This window comes from Novispirillum itersonii, assembly GCF_014205675.1.
Taxonomy (GTDB): Bacteria; Pseudomonadota; Alphaproteobacteria; order Rhodospirillales; family Rhodospirillaceae; genus Novispirillum; species Novispirillum itersonii_A.
Map to the genome: position 1 here is coordinate 64,421 of NZ_JACIIX010000013.1, position 19,075 is coordinate 83,495.

Here is a 19,075-nt window from a genome sequence, read left to right on the forward strand (position 1 = left end):
CCGGGTTCTTCCCGGCACGTGGTCTGAGGCGGAAGTGTAGGCATCGCCTGACGCATCCGTCAATCACCGACACCGGCGTGCCCCCCGCTTTTTGGCATCTTTTCTATGGAAAAGTTGGTTTTTCCCGGTTTGCACTTGCGAATATTTCAAATTCGACAAACAAAATCGCCCCGGAACCGACCGCATGGTCTGCTCCGGGGCGATTGTTATTCCCTATGCTTTTCTCCCCGGCCCTGACAGCCCGCCAGACAGGCCGCCAGACAGGCCGCCAGACAACACGGGGCGATCGCGCTCAGGCGGAAGATTACAGCTGCTTGAAGAAGTCGTTGCCCTTGTCATCGACAATAATAAAGGCCGGGAAGTTTTCGACCTCGATCTTCCACACCGCTTCCATCCCCAGTTCCGGGTATTCCAGCACCTCGACCTTCTTGATCGACTGCTGGGCCAGCTGGGCCGCCGCGCCGCCGATGGAACCGAGATAGAAGCCGCCGTAAGCCTTACAGGCATCGGTGACGGTCTGGCCACGGTTGCCCTTGGCCACCATCACCATCGAGCCGCCATGCTTCTGGAACAGATCAACATAAGCATCCATGCGCCCGGCGGTGGTCGGCCCGAAGGAGCCCGAGGCATAGCCTTCCGGGGTCTTGGCCGGACCGGCGTAATACACCGGATGGTTCTTGAAGTAGTCCGGCAGCCCGGCCCCGGAATCCAGCCGGTCCTTCAGCTTGGCGTGGGCGATGTCGCGGGCGACGATCATGGTGCCGGTCAGGTTGACGCGGGTCTTGATCGGGTACTGCGACAGGGTGGCGCGGATCTGCTCCATCGGCTGGTTGAGGTCGATATTGACCACGGTATCCGACAGCTTATCGACCCGGACCTCCGGCATGTACTTGGCCGGATCGGTTTCCAGCGCCTCAAGGAACAGGCCGTCCTTGGTGATCTTGCCCCACATCTGGCGGTCGGCGGAGCACGACACGCCGATGGCGACCGGACAGCTTGCCCCGTGACGCGGCAGGCGGATCACCCGCACATCGTGGCAGAAATACTTGCCACCAAACTGGGCGCCGATGCCCAGCGTGCGGGTCATGTCCAGAATCTGCTGTTCCAGATCCAGATCGCGGATGGCATGGCCGAACTTGCCGCCCTTGGTCGGCAGGCCGTCGAGGTAGCGGGCCGAGGCCAGCTTAACCGTCTTCAGCGCGGTTTCGGCGGAGGTGCCACCGATAACCACCGCCAGATGGTACGGCGGGCAGGCCGAGGTGCCGAGATACTGCACCTTCTCGCGCAGGAACTTTTCCATGCTGGCCGGATTGAGGACGGCTTTGGTTTCCTGGAACAGGAAGGTCTTGTTGGCAGACCCGCCGCCCTTGGCCATGAACATGAACTTGTAGGCCCCGCCTTCGGTGGCGTACAGGTCGATCTGGGCCGGCAGGTTGTTGCCGGTGTTAACCTCGTCGAAGGCGTTGACCGGGCTCATCTGCGAATAGCGCAGGTTCAGGCGGGTGTAGGCCTCGGCCACCCCTTCCGACAGGTACAGCGCATCGTTGGCACCGGTCCAGACCCGCTGGCCCTTCTTGCCCATGATGATGGCGGTGCCGGTATCCTGACACATCGGCAGGATGCCGCTGGCGGAGATATTGGCGTTCTTCAGCAGTTCCAGCGCCACGAAACGGTCGTTGGGCGAGGCTTCCGGATCATCAATAATGGCGCGCAGCTGGGCCAGATGGCCGGGGCGCAGCAGGTGCGACACATCGCGGAAGGCTTCAGCGGTCAGCCGGGTCAGCGCCTGCGGATCCACCACCACCATATCCTGACCGGCAAATTTTTCGGTGGTGACGAAATCACCGTCCAGCTTGCGGTACGGGGTGGTGTCATCGGACAGCGGAAACATCTCGGCAAAGGCGGCGTCGATCATGGCGGCTTTCCTGAAGTTGGCCCGGAACAGACAGGCATCCGGCGGTCTGCCTCCGGTTCCTGCGGCCTCTCCCGCCGCCCCGCCCGTTCGGGCAGGATCAGGACCCGGAACGGCACCCGTCCGGCGATGGCACAGGGTATAGACCAAGCAGGCCGTTCCGTCCAGTGAGGCCGCCCTGCGGGCGGGGCTTTGTTTGATGGGTCCCTCACACGCCGGGCGCGGACATCCGTCCGCTTGGCTTACGCGCGAATGATCGCGCGGGCCCTCAATGGGCCAGTCGGCCCGGCAACGCCGGGCCTCCGTTTGTTTGATGGGCACCTCAGACGGCGGGCGCGGGCTCTCACGCGGTCCGGGGTTCCGGCAGCGGGCGGGACAGCCAGTCCACCAGCAGTGCCAGCGCCGCCAGCACCAGCACACCCCCCGCCCCCACCAGCAGGTCCGCCGCCAGTGTCGATCCCGCCAGCGTCGCCAGCGCATCCGCCACCGGAACCAGCACCACCCCGGCGCAGAACACCGGCAGCGACTGCCGCCCCAGCAGCCGCAGCAACCGGGCCGGGCCACAGTCGGTCCATCGCCCCGCCGGAATCAAGACCGAGGCCAGCCATGCCAGCAGCAGGAAATGCCCGAGCCGCAGAACATCCAGATTGGTCTTATCGATCGGATACAGCCACTGCGCCACCGCCTGCGGCACCACCCGGTCGTGCAGGTCCGGCACCCGCCAACTCAACGCCAAGGCCGCCGCCAGCACCAGAATCCCCGCCACCACCACCTGCGCCGGGCGTGATCCGGTCAGCCGGGCCAGACGGTGCCCGTGCAGGGCCACCAGTGCGCCGAGGAAAAACAGGACCTGCCACGCCAGCGGATTGAAAAACCACCCCGGCCCGCCGAACCTCGCCTGCCCCGGCAGATCCGGCCACAGCGCATACAGCGCCACAGACCCTGACAGCAGCAGCAGCGGACGGTGAACCAGCAGCGGCAACACCGCCCCCATCGCCAGCACCAGCACGATATACAGCGGCAGCGGGTCCAGCAGCACCGGGCGGAACCGCAGCAGCACCGCATCCACCAGCACCCGGTCCGGGCTGGTCAGGAACGGTTCCAGATGCATCTCGGTGATAAAATCCCGGGTTTCCACATGGGCATTGGCGACAAACACCACCGCCAGCAGCAGCACCATCAGGAAGATATGCGCCACATACAGGGTGGCGGCCCGCTTCAGAATCCGGCGGCAGGCGGCGGCGTAGCCCTGCCGCAGCAGCAGCGGCCCCCACGCCTTCGCCGCGCCGAATCCGGCCAGAAACACAAACAGCTCCGCCGCATCGGACAGGCCGATGTTGCGCAGGGTCAACTCCCCCAGCCGGTTGCCGGGAATGTGATCCCAGAAGATGAACACCAGCGCCAGACCACGCCAGACATCAACCCGAGGATCCCGCATTTTTCCACCTCACCCCATCATCCTGACACCGCAGACCCGCCGCGCGCACGGCGGGTCTTAACGATGGGTCTTAATACCGGGGCAAAGATGGCAAAAAGATGATGGAGGCTTTATCGCCCGTCCCCCCGCCCCCCTACGCCGTCCGCAGTTGCCCGAGAAACCGTGACAGGGTCTGGCGCAGGGTATCGGCAACGTCCGAAAGGTCTTCGGCAGCGGTCAGCACCACCCCGGCGGTCCGGCCGGTTTCGGCGGTGGAGGCCGCCACCTCGCCAAGAGTTCCGGCCACGGCCCCGGTGTTCCCGGCGGCGTGTTCCGCCTGCCGGGCAATCTCGGTGGTGGCAGCGGCCTGTTGCTCCACGGTCTCCAGAATTGCCGAGCTGATGGTGCTGATATCGGCGATGGTGCGGCTGATGTCGCCCATCGCCTGCACCGCCTGCCCGGTGGCATCCTGCACCGATTCAATCTGCGCGGCGATCGCCCCGGTGGCGCGGGCGGTCTGGTTGGCCAGCAGCTTGACCTCGTTGGCGACCACGGCAAACCCTTTCCCGGCATCCCCGGCCCGGGCCGCCTCGATGGTGGCGTTCAGGGCCAGCAGATTGGTGCGGTCGGCAATATCGGTGATCATCCGCACCACCGCACCGATTTCCGCCACCGCCCGGCTGAGGCTGGTGACCGTGCGGGTGGACTGTTCCGCCGCCCCGCAGGCCTGCCCGGCAATCGCCGCCGCCCGGGAAATCTGTTCCGCCACCCCCCGGATCGATGCGTTCATCTGCTCTGCTGCTGCCGCCACGTTGCGGACATTGGCGCTGGCGCTGTCGGAAGCCACCGACACCGCACGGGTGCAGTCGGCAGTGCGGTCAGCCTCCCCCGCCATACTGCGGGCCGCCGTTTCCAACCCGCTGACCGCCTGCAACACCCGGCCCAGCAGCCCTTCCGCCGCTACATCAAACTCCCGGGCGATGCCGCTGACCAGATCCCCCCGGACCTCGTGGCTGCGGCGCGCCGCCTCCACCTCCCCGGCGTGATGCTCGGCGCGGGTCAGGGCTTCCTGCGCCTGCGCCACCGAACAGGCCGCCGCCGTGAACGACTGCCGCACCCTGTGGGCCAGCCGCATCAGCAGCCCGGCCTCGAACCCCATGATCAGGGCATGGACCAGCACGTCCCCGGCTCCGGCCTGCGGCGGATACAGCAGGCCGGGAAAAACAGTCACCCCCAGCGTCAGAGCCGACAGACTGGTTGCCACCATCAGGCAGGTCACCCGCCAGTCGCACCAGATCGCCGTGGCGGCCAGCAGCGGAAAGAAATACATCCGCGCCGCATCCTGCCAGGCTGTCCCCGCCGTCAGGGCGGTAAACAGCACCGGCAGCACCGCCATAATCAGGGCGCTGGTCAGGCGGAACGGCAGGCCGACCGGATCGCTCCGCCGTGCCACCGTGCCCGCCAGCGCCGCCGCCCCGGACACCGCCAGTGCGGTTGCCACCGGGCCGTCACAGGCCCACGCCAGCAGCGCCGCCGCCGCCACATGGGCCCACATCACCGGAAAAAGTATGCGGCTGAGATTTTGCCGCAGAGCGTGAAGCTCCGACGCATCCAAGGCTGACATTGTCGCATCCTCTTGGGCTATTTCCTGCCGGATCCCATTGCCGGGACGGCCCCTGTTCCGCCCCGGCCTCTTGATCCGGGCCGGTGGCAGCGTTTCCATCCGGGCGCAACAAAACCACCCGGATGGAGGGAAACAGTACCGAAAGTTGCGTTATATGTCCTATACGGAATCAATATTCCGAATGCGCAAAAGTATTAGCGTATGAGATATAAAAATGACGCTTGCGTCATCCTCTCTCCGGCGGATCCGGCAGCAGCAGCAGGATCAGCCCGGCAAAGGCCGCTGCCCCGCCCAGCAGCGACAGCAACAGGGTGAAATCCCCGGTCCAGCCCCGCAGCACCGCCACCATCGGCACCCCAAGACTGCTGATGCCGAACGACAGCAGGTATTTGCCGCCGAACACCGTCCCCCGCCAGCGCGACGGCGTGAAGCGGGCAATCAGCGAATTCTCCGCCGGGAAGCTGCCGGTGTTCAGCATCACCATCAGCATCACCGCCCCCAGCAGCGGCAGACCGCTGGCAAAGGTGGCCAGTGCCAGCAGCGGGGCCTGAAGGATCAGCGTGCCCAGATACACCCATTTCAGCGGATAGCGGTCGGCCAGCATGCCGCAGGCCACCTGCATGACGGCGGCAAAGCCATAGACCAGCATCACCGCCAGACCGGGGCCGAACGCCCCATCCCCCAGCACCCCGCCGGACAGGGCGGCCCCGACCGATCGTTCATCGAACAGCTTGGGCAGCGCCGCCTGTGTAGACTGATAGATCAGGCCGCCGCAGATCATCGACAGCGCCAGCAGCACAAAGGCCCGCTGCCATCCGGCGGGGGCGGTGTCCGCCGTCGCGGCGGCATCCTTGCGGCGCCCCTCCCCGGCCGGAACGTTCCCGCTGCGGGCCGCCAGCGTGAACAGAACCCCGGTCACCAGCAGCGCCAGTCCCGGCACCACGAAAGCGGCCCGCCAGCCAAACCCATCAATCAGCGCCCCCGCCATCACCGCCCCCAGCGCCGGGCCAAGGCTGCCGAACACCCCGTTGACCCCCAGCGCCTTGCCCTGCCGGGCCGAGGCGGAAATCACCCAGGCAATGCCGACCGGATGATAGATGGCGGCAAACAGCCCCCACGCCGCCAGCGCCACCGCCATCTGCCACGGGGCCTGACTGAAGCCGGTGGCGATAATCGCCAGCCCCATGCCGAAGAAATAGATCCCCATCAGGGTCAGGGTCCCCCAGCGGTCGGCCAGCCACCCGGCCAGCGGGGCCGCCAGCCCGGTCAGGATCTTGCCACCCAGAATCAGCGGCAGCACCGCCTCATACGGCATCCCGAAGGCCGTGGGCAGCACCAGAGCCACCACGTAGAACGCCGGTTCCACCAGATGATTGAAAAAGTGGGCAATTCCGGCAAACACGGTGACGGCCCGCGCCCTGTCCGGCGTGGCGGTGGCGGTGACTGCGGTCATGTTTCTTCTCCCCGTCCGGCGGCGCGCATCCGCCGTTTTTTTCCTGACCGGAACAGCATCGGGCGGAACCTTGCGGCCCCGCCCGACATTCCGGTCCTTCATACCACAGACCGGTGACCGGCCTGCGGCGTAGCGTGTTCTCAGACGTTCAGCAGCAGGAATTCCCGCTCCCACGAACTGATCACGTCCTGATAGGCGTCCCACTCCGCCCACTTCACGGCAGCGAAGGCGGAACAGAAGGTCTCGCCGAACAGATCATGCAGGCGCTTGGACTGCTGGAACTTCTCGATGGCATCCGGCAGATGCTTCGGCAGGGCGTGGGCCTTGGTGTAGCCCGACCCGCTGATCGGCTTCGACGGATCATGACGGTCAATCATGCCGAGATAGCCGCACAGCAGCGACGCGGCGATCGCCAGATACGGATTGGCATCCGCCCCCGACAGCCGGTTTTCGATGCGGGTGTTGCGGGCATCGGAATTCGGCACCCGCAGGCCGACGGTGCGGTTGTCCCGGCCCCAGTGCATGTTGATCGGGGCCGAGAAGTTCTTCACCAGACGGCGGTAACTGTTGACGTGCGGTGCCAGCAGCAGCATCGCCTGCGGCAGATACTTTTGCAGACCGCCGATGTGCCAGCGGAACAGGTCACTTTCGATGCCGTCATCGGTGATGAACAGGCTCTTGCCGGTCACCGCATCCACCACCGACTGGTGGATGTGCATGGCACTGCCCGGCTGGCCCTGCAACGGCTTGGCCATGAAGGTGGCGTAGACGTTGTGGCGCAGCGCGGTCTGGTGGACCGTGCGCTTGAACAGGAACACCTGATCGGCCAGACTCAGCGGATCGCCGTGCTCGAAGTTGATCTCCATCTGCGCCGCGCCGGACTCGTGGTGCAGGGTATCCACATCCAGTCCCTGCGCCTCGGCGTAGTCGTAGACGTCCTCAAACAGCGGATCGAACTCGTTGACCGCGTCGATGCCAAAGGCCTGACGGCCGATTTCCGGGCGGCCGGAGCGGCCCACCGGCGGCTCCAGCGGGTAATCGGGGTCGGTGTTGATCTTGACGAGGTAAAATTCCAGTTCCGGCGCGATCACCGGCTTCCAGTTCTTTTCCTCGTACAGGCGCAGCACCCGGCGCAGCACCTGCCGGGGGGCCATGTCCACCGGGCTGCCGTCGCGGTAAAAACAGTCGTTGATCACCTGCGCGGTCGGCTCGTTGTACCACGGCACGACGCGGACGGTGGCGGGATCAGGGCGCAGGTACATATCCTGATCAACGTCATCCATCACATCCTCTTCCGGGTAATCCCCGGTGATGGTCTGGATGAACAGGCTTTCCGGCAGGCGCAGGCCGCGGTCGCGCAGGCCGGAAATAAACTTATGGGCCGGAAGGATCTTCCCACGCGGGACCCCGGCCATATCGGGCACAAGACATTCAATCTCGGTGATGCCCCGCGCCTGAATCCAGGCAATAAGATCTTCGGTTGTCTGGACGCCCGGTGTCTCGGGCTCCACAGACGCCGGAATACCCGTGGTGTCACCCGTGGTACCGGCTTTGCTCGCGGACATGAAATGCCTCTTTGCAAGAGAGATTAAAACAGTTCGACTATACCCGTCGAAACCGCCTTTGCGAAGCGGGGACCATGCAATATCCCCCTGCCCCGGTGCAGAAATCCGCTGCCCCCCGAACGGGGATAGGGCAGATGCATTAAATTCTTTGGATAACTGGGAAAGCTGACCGCAATCAGCTTGATCTTCCCGCCAAGGGGCAGGATTATATACCCATGCTGCCGTATCAAGATTTGTGCGGTGCCACATACCCGACGCCCCGGACCGGCAACCGGACACATGGCACCGATAACAGTCCTTTTTTAACCGCAGACCGTTTAAAACCAAGACCGGAACACCGGCCGGCCACCGCAACGCACACACCGGGGCGGCACGGATGGCAGAACGCCCCGGCAGGCAGGCTGAAGAAAGGGCCCGTTGAATGGACTACATGACACTGACAGTTGTCACCATCGGTGTCGCCGCTGTTGTGGTTCTGGGCTTTTTCCTGATCTCGTACATGTCCAATCTGGTCAAGAACGCCTACCAGATCAAAGTCGAGATGCGGAATGACATGGAAGCCAACTTCCGCAAGATCGAAGACGAGCTGACCAAAAAATCCAAATGGATGCGTGCCGAACTGGGCGAAGACGTCAGCAAGATGAAGTCCAGCGTCGAGACCGAGAATGACCGCCGCCTGACCTCCATCGAAACCCGCCTGCGCGAAACCGTGGCCCAGCTGGACGAACTGGTGCGCGGCGAACGGCAGGAGATACGCCAGAGCGTTGAGTCGATCCAGCGCCGCCTTGGCACCATCGAGCAGGACATCACCAACCTGAAGGATGAGGCAGCCCGCCGCGCTGCCATTGCCCGCAGCCGCAAGCCGGAAGACCTTCAGTCCCCGACCCCGCGGACCCCGGCCAAACCCGCCGCCCCGGCGGCCAGACCGGCCGCTGCGGCCCCGGCGGCCGCCCCCGGTGCCCCGGCTCCGCAGCCCGCCCCGGCTGCTGCTGCACCGGCTCCCGCAGCGGAGGCACCCCCGGCGGTCAAGCCCGGCACCGCCCAGCGGATTGAACTGATTGAATTTGATGACTGATCCCGCTCTGACCGAGCGCAGAAACAGAATGGCCGCCCGGTCAGATCGGGCGGCCATTCTGTTTCTGTGAAGTGACAGGGCTGTTTCAGCGGGTTCCGGCATATTTGGCGCAGAACTCTTCCGCCGACAGGCTGCGGAAATCCGGCAGTGCCGCTGTCAGGGTGGCGTGATCCCAGTCCCACCAGCGCAGGTCCAGCAGCGCCGCCCGCACCGCTTCGGGGAAGCGGTAGCGCAGCACGGTGCCGGGCATGCCGGTGACGATGGCATAATCCGGCACATCGCGGGTCACCACCGCCCCGGAGCCGATCACCGCGCCGATACCGATCCGTACCCCGCCCTTGATCACCACCCCGTGGCCGATCCACGCATCATGGCCGATTTCCACCGGGCTGGAGCGTCGCCAGTCAAAGAAGGTGTCATCATCCTGCCCCATGCCGTACATTTCCGACCGGTACAGGAAGTGATGCTGACTGGCCCGCTGCATCGGGTGCTGCCCCGGATTGATCCGGGTGTGGGCGGCGATATTGGCGAACTTGCCGATGCGGGTGTAGATGATCTCGCTGTCGTTGACGACGTAGGAGTAGTCGTCCATCACCGTCTCGCTGATCGAGGTCCGGGCCCCGACCTCGCAGAACCGCCCGAAGGTGCAGTCCCGGACCTCGGCGGTCGGGTCAATCAGCGGGGTATCGCCCAAAGTCTTGGTGCTCATGGTGTCTTTCCCCCCGGTCACAGGAACAGTTTGCGCAGGCGCTGGCTGAGAACATCCAGCAGCGACACGGTGACGATGATCACCAGCATCACCCCGGCGGTTTCGCCGTAATAGAAGCCACGCACGTATTCCCACAGCAGCTGACCGACGCCCCCGGCCCCGACAATGCCCAGCACGGTGGCGGAGCGGACGTTGGATTCAAACCGGTACAGCGAATAGCTGACCCACAGCGGCAGCACCTGCGGAATGACCCCGAAGATCACTTCCTGCAACCAGTTGGCCCCGGTGGCGCGGATGCCTTCGACCGGACGCGGGTCCATGCTTTCCACCGCTTCGGAGAACAGCTTGGCCAGAACCCCGGTGGTGTGGATGAACAGCGCCAGCACCCCGGCGAACGGCCCCAGCCCCACCGCCACCACGAACAGCATGGCAAACACCATTTCGTTGATGGCGCGGAAGGCATCCATCAGGCGGCGCATCGGCTGATACACGTACCACGGCACCAGATTTTCCGAACACAGGATGCCGCAGGGGATCGACAGCACCACCGCCAGCACCGTCCCCCACAGAGCAATCTGGACGGTCACCACCATTTCGCTGAGGTAGGCCTGCCAGTCGCCGAACTTGGGCGGAAAAAACCCGGCCCCGAACAGCAGCATATTATCGCTGTAGGTGATCAGGTCGCCGGGGCGCATATCCGCCCCTTCCCACGACCAGCCGAGCAGGGCCAGCACCACGGCCCAGCCGAAGTAATAGCCAAGGGACTGACGCAGCGGTTTGTGCGGAACCGCAACCGGCGGCGTGGCGGCGTAGGAAGCCATCGAACAATCCTGTCCTGAAAATCATCGCATTACAGAAAAACGGGGGCCGCCGGACGCGGCAGCCCCCGCAGCAGTGCAGGAAACCTTACAGACCGGCCTTGGCGGCCTGCGCCTTCAGGTCTTCCAGCTTGGCATCCAGCTCAGCCAGCTTCGCCTTGCGGTCAGCGTCCGACAGGGTGGTATCCCCGGCAACCTTGGCGCGGTCCTTGAACAGGGCCAGCTGGCGGATCGGGATCAGCTGATAGTCACCGGACTTGCGGAACTGGCCCCAGGTCAGACCCTTCAGCACCGCCATTTCGCGGTCGGCTTCCGCCTTGTCGGAATTGGTGCCATAGGTCAGGAAGAAATCGGACAACTTCTTCTTGTCGCTGTCGTCCAGATCCTTGCGCCAGGCAATCGGATCCGCCGGGATCAGCGGCGACTTCCACAGCACCTTGACGTTCTCGATCGCCGCCGGATTGGTCTTCTTCAGGCGGTCGAAGTTTTCGGTGTTGTTGGTGGCGATATCCACCTGCTTGTTGGCCACCGCCATCAGGTTGGTTTCATGGTTGGCGGAACGGACGTTCTTGAAGCAGTCCTTCGGGTCCACATTGTTCTGGGCGAACACGTAATAGCTGGGGACCAGAAAGCCGGAGGTGGAATTCGGGTCACCGTTGCCGAAGGTCTGCGACTTATCGCACTTCAGCACGTCCTTCAGGTCGTTCAGCGGGCTGTCCTTGTGGGCAATCAGCAGCGACCAATACCCCGGGGCCCCGTCGGAGGCGGCGGTCTGCACGAACACTTCGGCATTGGCGCGGTCCACCGCTTCCATCGCCGCCTTGTTGCCCAGCCATGCCACGTCGACCTTCTTGAAGCGCATGCCTTCAATCACCCCGGCATAGTCGGGGGCGAAGAACGCCTTCACCTTCACGCCCAGCTTCTTTTCCATATCGACCAGGAACGGGTCCCACATGGTCTTCAGGTTCTGGGTGCTTTCGGTGGAAATGATGCCGAAGTTGATTTCTTTCAGGGCTTCGGCATGGGCAACCGGGGTCATCGCCACGGCAACGGCCGCAGCCGTGAACAGAGTGCGGAACATCAGAGAGTCTCCGGGTTGGGTAAGACACGGACAGGAAGAGAAAAAGGAAGACGGGAGATCATCGCGGCGGTGGTCCCCTCCCCCGTAACTGCTGTTACGGGGCAACCATAGCCAGAGCGCCCCCGGCCACCGACGGGTCGGCGGGCTTGCTGTCTCCGCTGGCAAGCGGGGCCGGTTCGTCATCGGCCCCCGGGCGGCTGGTGCGGCCGAGGAGCAGGTCCTCGCTCTCCGCGCCATAGAGTTCGCGCAGGAAATCAGGGGTCAGGGCCGAGGACGGGCCATCGTAGACCACCTTGCCGTCGCGCATGGCGACGGTGCGCGGGCAATATTTGATGGCGTAATCAACCTGATGCAGCGACACCAGCACGGTGATGCCACGGTCGCGGTTGATCTGCGCCAGAGTATCCATCACCCGGGTCGAGGACGCCGGATCGAGGGAGGCAATCGGTTCGTCGGCCAGCAGCACCTGCGCCTGCTGTACCAGCGCCCGGGCAATGGCAGCGCGCTGCTGCTGCCCGCCGGAGAGGGTGGAGGCCCGCTGAAGCGCATAGGGGGCAATGCCCACCGAATTCAGGGCGTCCATCGCCCGCTGCTTCTCGGCATGGGTGAACAGCCCGAGGCAGCCGCGCCACGCCGGGATCCGGCCAAGAAAGCCCAGCATCACATTGGTCAGCACCGTCAGGCGCGACACCAGATTGAACTGCTGGAACACAAAGCCGAGATCGGCCCGCACGCTGCGGATTGATCCGGCGATGCGGCCATCCTTCTGCACCACCTTGCCCAGAACGGAGACCACGGACGGTTCTTCCGTCGGCTGCGGGCGGCTGCCCGCCACCAGACCGGCAATATGGCGCAGCAGGGTGGATTTGCCGGAGCCGGACGCCCCGATCAGCGCCACCATCTCCCCCGGAGCAATCGTCAGCGTTACGCCGTCCAGCGCCTTGCGGTCGGACAGAAAGGACTTGCTGAGGTTGGAGACATAAATCGCTGTCACAGGGAACACTCCACATCGGGTCAGGATGACATGTCAGCCCACCGGGGCAGACCCGGCAGCGACAGGAGTGGTCTTACTGATGGTCCGTGACAGTTCCATTTCAGGGTTGTGAAGCTTTGTTTAATCATGCGGAAACAATCATAAACCGGCGGAAATACTGACCTTAACGGCACGATCTCCGCCGCCGCACTTAGACAGGCAGGCGATTTGTCGAGACTTTTACGGGAGGGCCTCTGTACCAATCGCCCTTTTGTCCTCTGCCTTCGACATCTGCCGCACCGGGACGGAGATTTACCCCAGTCTTGCAAGGGTCTATTCCCGGCCTTACCTCTGTGCTTTCCGCCCCCTCCTGTTTCTGTGGACATGCCATGACACGCCCGACCATCAACCCGTTTGAAAGCCCGTACAAAGGCGTCATGCTGTCAGAGCATGTCACCAACCCGAACATCATCGTCGGGCGGTACAGCTATTATTCGGGCTATTACCACGGGGTTCCGTTTGACGACTGCGCCCGCTATCTGATGCCGGACCGCAGCGACGTTGACCGCCTGATCATTGGCAGCTTCTGTTCCATCGGGTCGGGGGTCAGCTTCATCATGGCCGGAAATCAGGGGCACCGGGCGGACTGGATTTCCACCTATCCCTTTCATTTCGCCCCGGAAGCCCCCGGACATGCCGAAGCCCCCAGCGGTTATTGCCCCGCCGGGGACACGGTGATCGGCAGTGATGTGTGGATCGGGACCGAGGCGATGATTCTGCCCGGCGTCACCATCGGCCACGGGGCAATCATCGGCAGCCGGGCTCTGGTCAGCCGGGATGTGCCGCCGTATCACATCGTCGGCGGTAATCCGGCGCGGACGATCCGCCCCCGCTTTGGCGAAGAGGATATCGCCCGCCTGCTGGAAATGGCGTGGTGGGACTGGCCGGATGACCGCATCGCACAGGCGGTACCCCTGCTGTCATCCAGCGATATCAGCGGCCTGTACCGCTTCTGGGAACAGCAGACCCGCCCCGGATAACCGGAACGGGTCAGGACACTCAGGCCGCCGCCACGGCAGTCTTCCCGCTGACCGACTGTGCCCGCAGGCCCAGCGCGTTGAACAGGCAGTGGCCGTTGACAAAGGTGGCCTGTACCCGCGGACATTCGGGCAGGCTGTCATCCACCACCGTCAGATCGGCCCGCAGGCCGGGGGCAATGCGGCCCCGGTCGGTCAACCCGGCGGCATCGGCGGCATTCCACGACACCAGCCCCCAGGCGTCGGGCAGATAGCACACCCCGTCCTGCGCCAGCCGGAACGCCGCCAGCAACAGGGCCGGATAGTAGTAATCCGACGTCAGGACCGTCCCCAGACCGGCGCCGATCGCCTCCGCCGCGTTCAGCCGCCCGCAGTGGCTGCCGCCGCGCAGAATGTTTGGCGCCCCCAGCACCACCGGGCTGCCCATGTCCCGCGCCGCCCGCGCCGTCTCGGCATCCAGCGGGAATTCCGAGATGGTGCATCCCATCGCCTGCATCTCCTGCCGGAAGGCCGGGGACGGATCATCATGGCTGGCCATCGCCACCCCGTGTTCTGCCGCCACCGCCGCCAGCCGCGCCTGAGAGGGAATCCACTCCGACCGCTGCTCCAGCAGGCTGTCAATCAACGCATACAGTGCCGGAACGGTCAGTCCGGTGCGGGCGGCATAGGCCCCGGCCTTGCCCGGCTTGTCCAAAGACCGCCGGATGCTGTCGATATGGTCGTTGAAGGCCAGAAGATCGACCTGCCCGGAGGCCAGAAGCGCCGTCAGTTCCGGCTCGTCGGCCAGATTGGCGATTTCGTGGCGCAGGTGCAGGCGGGTGTCACAGCCCAGATGCGGACGCAGGCGGGCCAGTTCAGCAATAAAGGTACGGGCAGCCTCGCGACCGCGCAGGCCGGGTTCCCACGACCACGTCAGACCGTGATACGCGGTGGTGATGCCATTGGCCAACATCTGGCGGTCGGTTTCCATCAGCGCCACCGCCATCGGCATATGCACATCCGGGCGCGGCATCAGCTGCCGTTCAAAGGCATCGCCGTGCAGGTCGATGATGCCGGGCAGGATCAGTGCCCCGCCGACATCCAGCACCCGTGCCCCGTCCGGGGCCGCCGCGCTATCCGGCAGGATTCCCTCGATACGGCCATTGCGCACCAGCAGGCTGCCATCACAGACCACACCGTCACCGGACAATACCCGACCACCAGACAGAACAAACATAACAGTCATCCTTTGAATTGACGCGATACATTATCTTCAATTCAAATAATGACAAAAAAATTTTGATTTTTACAATGTACTTATTGTTTCAATTTTATCTCTCTATATTTTCAGTTCTCGAACACAATCTGCACCCAGTCACTGGCCCAGCGCGATGCGCCGAAGCTGACCGGACGGCCGTTTTCGTCCACATCCAGACCTTCTGTCACCAGAACCGGGCGGTTGCGCGGCTGACGCAGGTGGTCGGCATCGGCCTGCGATGGCAGGCGGGCAATCACCCGGGTGCTTTTGCGGGTGTAGTCACGCACGCCGCAGCGCTGCAACGCCTCGGTGATCGATTCACACTCGCGCAGCACGTCCTCAATGCCGGGAAAGCGCACGGCGGAGAAATAGGTTTCCGATACATTGATCGGCCGCCCGTCGGCATAGGACACCTTGGCACAGCAGATCACCGGGTCGCCTTCGCGCAGGCCCAGCGCCTTCGCCACTTTCTCTGAAGCGCCTTCCATCTCCACGAACAGGAACTTTCCGTCGGTGCTGCGGTTCTGGCGGCGCAGGTTTTCGGTGAAGCGGGTGCGCTTGGTCACCATGTAATCAATGACATGCTCATGCACGAAGATGCCGCGCCCCTGCTCCACCCGCAGCAGGCCCTTTTCCTCCATGCCCGCCAGCGCCCGCCGCACGGTGTGGCGGTTAACGTCAAAGCGTTCGGCAAGCTGGAACTCGGTCGGCAGTTTCTCGCCCGGCGGCCAGACGCCCTGGGCAATTTCCGCCTCCAGCACCTGCTGGATCTGCTTCCACAGGGCGACTCCGTTTTCACGGCTGAGGTCGGCCGACAGCGGCAGCGGGGGGACAGACGGGTCAGACGGCGGCATTCCATCCTCCTGAAAAAGCGGGGCAAAGGCAGTGCAACGAAACAGTCACGCAAAGGCGCTTGTCCGGCTGCATAACTGCCAATATAAAGAGATTAGTTTAGATGTCTAGACAAATTTTTGCGGTTGTCGCTCCCCACAGACAAATCGGCGACCTGTCCAGAGATCTCCGTCCGTTCTTTCTCGCCCTGTTGCTCCCATCCTGTCCGCCATGGAGTTCCCATGTCCGCCACCGCCACTCCCCTCTCCGCCGATCAGCAGGCGCGCCAGCGCTGGATCGGCCTTCTGGCCGAAACCCCCTTGCCGGTGCTGGAAGCCGCTGTCACCGCCCTGCCGCAGCCGCCGCGCTATACCTTCCTGCGCACCCCGGAAACCGGTTCCGCGCTGGTCCGTGCCCGCTCCGGCGGCACCGGCAGCCGCTTCAATCTGGGGGAAATGACCCTGACCCGCTGCGCCGTGCGCCTCGACAGCGGCCTGACCGGCTTTTCATGGGTGGCCGGGCGTGACCGCCGCCACGCCGAGCTGGCCGCCGTGTTTGATGCCCTGATGCAGGATCCCGCCCTGTCCGACAGCCTTGACCGCACCCTGATCACCCCGGCGGAACAGCGGCGTGATGCCGCCCGCCACAGCACCGCCGCCAAGGCGGCGGCGACGCGGGTGGACTTCTTCACGCTGGTGCGGGGAGAAAACGAATGACACTTGCCGCATCCTCCCTCACCCCCGGTTTCAGCGATGCCGTGCATCAGTCGCAGGCGGTGTTCCGCTGTGCGCTGACGGCCCTCAGCCGCCCCGGCCAGTGGGCCACCGTGCCGCACCTGCCCCCGGCTCCGGCCCCCTTGTCCGCCGCTGCCGCCGCGATGATCCTGACGCTGGCCGACATGGATACCCCGCTGTGGCTGGACCCGGTGCTGTCCACCCCGGAGGTCACCGGCTGGGTCCGTTTCCATACCGGGGCCCCGCTGGTGTCGCTGCCGGAACAGGCCGCCTTCGCGGTGATTGCCGACTGTGCCGCCCTGACGGCGCTGGACCGCTTCAGCCTTGGCACCGCCGAGGCCCCGGATCTGGCCGCCACCCTGATTGTGCAGCTGCCGCCGCAGGATGCCACATCCCCGGCCCGCACCCTGACCGGACCGGGCATTGACGGCAGCCTCAGCCTGACCGTCTCCGGCCTGCCGGACGCATTCTGGGCTGACCGCGAAGCCTTCGCCCCGCTGTTCCCGCAGGGGGTGGACGTGCTGCTGACCACCCCGGAGGCGGTGTGTGGCCTGCCACGCACCACCCACGCCACCCTTACGGCCGCCGGTTAAGGAGACACACCGATGTATGTAGCTGTCAAAGGCGGCGAAAAGGCCATCGACACCGCCCACCAGCTTCTGGCCGAACAGCGGCGCGGTGATGCCGCCGTGCCGGAACTGACGCTGGAGCAGATCAAAAACCAGATGACGCTGGCGGTTGACCGGGTGATGACCGAAGGGTCCCTCTACGACCGGGATCTGGCGGCACTGGCGATCAAGCAGGCGCGCGGCGACCTGATGGAAGCGATTTTCCTGCTGCGCGCCTACCGCACCACCCTGCCGCGTCTGGCGACGACAGAGCCGCTGGACACCGACACCATGCGGATCATCCGGCGCATTTCCGCCACCTTCAAGGATCTGCCCGGCGGGCAGGTGCTGGGGCCGACCTTCGATTACACCCACCGCCTGCTGGATTTCGCGCTGGCCGCCGAAGGAGACACCCCGGTGCCGGTGCCCGCCGATGCCGCCCCGCTGGAGGCCTGCCCGCGCGTCACCGCCCTGCTGAATGCCGAAGGGCTGATCGAGCCGGACACCGCTGCCGATGATGCCGACCCCGGCGACATCACCCGCGAACCGCCGCTGTACCCGGCGGACCGGGCGGTGCGGTTGCAGACCCTCGCCCGTGCCGATGAAGGCTGGCTGCTGGCCCTCGGCTATTCCACCCAGCGCGGCTATGCCAAAAGCCACCCCTTCGCCGGGGAAATCCGCATCGGCAGCGTTGATGTGGAGATCATCCCCGAAGAACTCGGCTTCCCGGTGCGCATCGGCAGCATCGAGGTTGCCGAATGCGAGATGATCAACCAGTTCAAGGGGTCGAAGACCACGCCGCCGCAGTTCACCCGTGGCTATGGCCTGACCTTCGGCCACGGTGAGCGCAAGGCGATGTCGATGGCGCTGGTTGACCGGGCCCTGCGCGCCCGGGAGCTGGGCGAGGATATCACCGCCCCGGCGCAGGATGAGGAATTCGTCCTCAGCCATGGCGACACCGTCGAATCCTCCGGCTTCACCCAGCACCTGAAGCTGCCGCACTACGTTGACTTCCAGTCCGAACTGGTGGCGGTGCGCGCCCTGCGTGCCGAATACGAAGCCCGCCGCCGCGCCGCCCAAAACGGCGAACAGGAGAGCCGCAATGACTGATACCGGCTACAACTACGCCTACCTTGATGAACAGACCAAGCGGATGATCCGCCGCGCCATCCTGAAGGCGGTGGCAATCCCCGGGTATCAGGTGCCGTTTGCCGGGCGCGAGATGCCGCTGCCCTACGGCTGGGGCACCGGCGGCATTCAGGTCACCGCCGCCATCATCGGGCAGGACGATACCCTGAAGGTGATCGATCAGGGCGCCGATGACACCACCAATGCCGTGTCGATCCGCCGCTTTTTCGCCCGCACCGCCGCCGTGAAGACCACGGAAAAGACGGTGGAGGCCACGGTGATCCAGACCCGCCACCGCATCCCGGAAACGGCGCTGACCGAAAACCAGATCATGGTCTATCAGGTGCCGATCCCGGAGCCGCTGCGCTGGATGGAACCGCGTGAGACCGAGACCCGCAAGATGCACGCCCTTCAGGAATACGGGGTGATGCACGTCAAGCTGTACGAGGATATCGCCCGCTTCGGCCATATCGCCACCACCTATGACTACCCGGTGATGGTCAACGACCGCTACCTGATGGCCCCGTCGCCGATCCCCAAGTTTGACAATCCCAAACTGAACAACAGCCCGGCGCTGCAACTGTTCGGGGCCGGGCGGGAAAAGCGCATCTACGCCGTACCGCCTTATACCCCGGTCAAAAGCCTCGATTTCACCGATCACCCGTTCGAGGTCCAGCGCTGGGATGACTGCTGCGCCCTGTGCGGGGCCACCGACAGCTTCCTCGATGAAGTCATCACCGACGATAAGGGCGGGCGGATGTACGTCTGTTCCGACAGCGATTACTGCGGCGACCGCCGCGCCGCCGGGCATGTCGGCCCGCAGGGCGTGGATGCCGACGCCTATCAGCGCGCCACCGCCGCCGAATAAGGATC

The 19,075-nt window shown here is 64.7% G+C and carries 17 protein-coding genes; 6 read left to right on the forward strand and 11 right to left on the reverse strand.

Annotated elements, in window-relative coordinates; all coding sequences use genetic code 11:
* Window positions 1-304: 304 nt before the first annotated feature.
* The 5 genes from FHS48_RS15805 to FHS48_RS15825 form a co-directional block, all read right to left on the reverse strand.
* Window positions 305-1,915 (reverse strand): fumarate hydratase, encoded by a 1,611-nt coding sequence (locus FHS48_RS15805; RefSeq protein ID WP_184264768.1) that lies wholly within the window; start codon window positions 1,913-1,915, stop codon window positions 305-307.
* A 340-nt stretch (window positions 1,916-2,255) separates the two neighbouring features.
* Entirely contained in the window at window positions 2,256-3,350 is a 1,095-nt protein-coding gene (locus tag FHS48_RS15810; RefSeq protein WP_184264770.1) for an OpgC domain-containing protein, read from the reverse strand.
* A 133-nt stretch (window positions 3,351-3,483) separates the two neighbouring features.
* Entirely contained in the window at window positions 3,484-4,953 is a 1,470-nt protein-coding gene (locus tag FHS48_RS20510) for a methyl-accepting chemotaxis protein (RefSeq protein ID WP_184264771.1), read from the reverse strand.
* Window positions 4,954-5,179: 226 nt separating this feature from the next.
* Complete coding sequence (locus FHS48_RS15820; protein ID WP_184264773.1) at window positions 5,180-6,406, reverse strand: MFS transporter; 1,227 nt, start codon at window positions 6,404-6,406, stop codon at window positions 5,180-5,182.
* A gap of 140 nt (window positions 6,407-6,546) precedes the next feature.
* Window positions 6,547-7,971 carry a glutamine synthetase family protein gene (locus FHS48_RS15825; RefSeq protein WP_221443551.1) on the reverse strand — a complete coding sequence of 475 codons (1,425 nt, stop codon included), beginning with the start codon at window positions 7,969-7,971 and terminating at the stop codon, window positions 6,547-6,549.
* Window positions 7,972-8,392: 421 nt separating this feature from the next.
* On the opposite strand from FHS48_RS15825, the gene FHS48_RS15830 reads away from it, so the two are divergent.
* On the forward strand, window positions 8,393-9,046 hold the full coding sequence (locus FHS48_RS15830) for a hypothetical protein (protein ID WP_184264775.1): 654 nt from the start codon (window positions 8,393-8,395) through the stop codon (window positions 9,044-9,046).
* An 85-nt stretch (window positions 9,047-9,131) separates the two neighbouring features.
* Here the strand turns inward: FHS48_RS15830 and FHS48_RS15835 are convergent, their stop codons facing one another.
* From FHS48_RS15835 to phnC, 4 genes are all read right to left on the reverse strand, one after another.
* Window positions 9,132-9,755 (reverse strand): LbetaH domain-containing protein, encoded by a 624-nt coding sequence (locus tag FHS48_RS15835; RefSeq protein WP_184264777.1) that lies wholly within the window; start codon window positions 9,753-9,755, stop codon window positions 9,132-9,134.
* 17 nt (window positions 9,756-9,772) lie between these two features.
* Entirely contained in the window at window positions 9,773-10,576 is an 804-nt protein-coding gene (gene phnE, locus FHS48_RS15840; protein ID WP_184264779.1) for a phosphonate ABC transporter, permease protein PhnE, read from the reverse strand.
* 85 nt (window positions 10,577-10,661) lie between these two features.
* Window positions 10,662-11,654: a phosphonate ABC transporter substrate-binding protein gene (phnD, locus tag FHS48_RS15845; RefSeq protein ID WP_184264781.1), complete on the reverse strand. Its 993-nt coding sequence runs from the start codon at window positions 11,652-11,654 to the stop codon at window positions 10,662-10,664.
* A 94-nt stretch (window positions 11,655-11,748) separates the two neighbouring features.
* Window positions 11,749-12,648, reverse strand: a complete 900-nt coding sequence (gene phnC / locus FHS48_RS15850; protein WP_184264783.1) for a phosphonate ABC transporter ATP-binding protein — start codon at window positions 12,646-12,648, stop codon at window positions 11,749-11,751.
* A gap of 368 nt (window positions 12,649-13,016) precedes the next feature.
* On the opposite strand from phnC, the gene catB reads away from it, so the two are divergent.
* Complete coding sequence (gene catB / locus FHS48_RS15855; RefSeq protein WP_184264785.1) at window positions 13,017-13,667, forward strand: type B chloramphenicol O-acetyltransferase; 651 nt, start codon at window positions 13,017-13,019, stop codon at window positions 13,665-13,667.
* A gap of 19 nt (window positions 13,668-13,686) precedes the next feature.
* Here the strand turns inward: catB and FHS48_RS15860 are convergent, their stop codons facing one another.
* Window positions 13,687-14,880 (reverse strand): alpha-D-ribose 1-methylphosphonate 5-triphosphate diphosphatase, encoded by a 1,194-nt coding sequence (locus FHS48_RS15860; RefSeq protein ID WP_184264787.1) that lies wholly within the window; start codon window positions 14,878-14,880, stop codon window positions 13,687-13,689.
* A gap of 110 nt (window positions 14,881-14,990) precedes the next feature.
* The gene (gene phnF / locus FHS48_RS15865) at window positions 14,991-15,755 is read right to left on the reverse strand and encodes a phosphonate metabolism transcriptional regulator PhnF (RefSeq protein WP_184264789.1); all 765 of its coding nucleotides are present in this window, start codon (window positions 15,753-15,755) and stop codon (window positions 14,991-14,993) included.
* Window positions 15,756-15,974: 219 nt separating this feature from the next.
* Between phnF and phnG the strand changes: the two genes are divergently transcribed.
* Genes phnG through FHS48_RS15885 form a run of 4 tightly spaced genes read left to right on the forward strand, consistent with a single transcriptional unit; the run spans window position 15,975 to window position 19,070 of the window.
* Window positions 15,975-16,448: a phosphonate C-P lyase system protein PhnG gene (gene phnG / locus FHS48_RS15870; RefSeq protein WP_184264791.1), complete on the forward strand. Its 474-nt coding sequence runs from the start codon at window positions 15,975-15,977 to the stop codon at window positions 16,446-16,448.
* Window positions 16,445-17,059 carry a phosphonate C-P lyase system protein PhnH gene (phnH, locus tag FHS48_RS15875; RefSeq protein WP_184264793.1) on the forward strand — a complete coding sequence of 205 codons (615 nt, stop codon included), beginning with the start codon at window positions 16,445-16,447 and terminating at the stop codon, window positions 17,057-17,059. Before phnG ends, phnH begins: the two co-directional genes overlap by 4 nt.
* Before the next feature lie 12 nt (window positions 17,060-17,071).
* Window positions 17,072-18,184 carry a carbon-phosphorus lyase complex subunit gene (locus FHS48_RS15880; protein ID WP_184264795.1) on the forward strand — a complete coding sequence of 371 codons (1,113 nt, stop codon included), beginning with the start codon at window positions 17,072-17,074 and terminating at the stop codon, window positions 18,182-18,184.
* Window positions 18,177-19,070: an alpha-D-ribose 1-methylphosphonate 5-phosphate C-P-lyase PhnJ gene (locus tag FHS48_RS15885; protein ID WP_184264797.1), complete on the forward strand. Its 894-nt coding sequence runs from the start codon at window positions 18,177-18,179 to the stop codon at window positions 19,068-19,070. The genes FHS48_RS15880 and FHS48_RS15885 overlap by 8 nt, the downstream gene beginning before the upstream one ends.
* The last annotated feature ends 5 nt before the right edge of the window (window positions 19,071-19,075 follow it).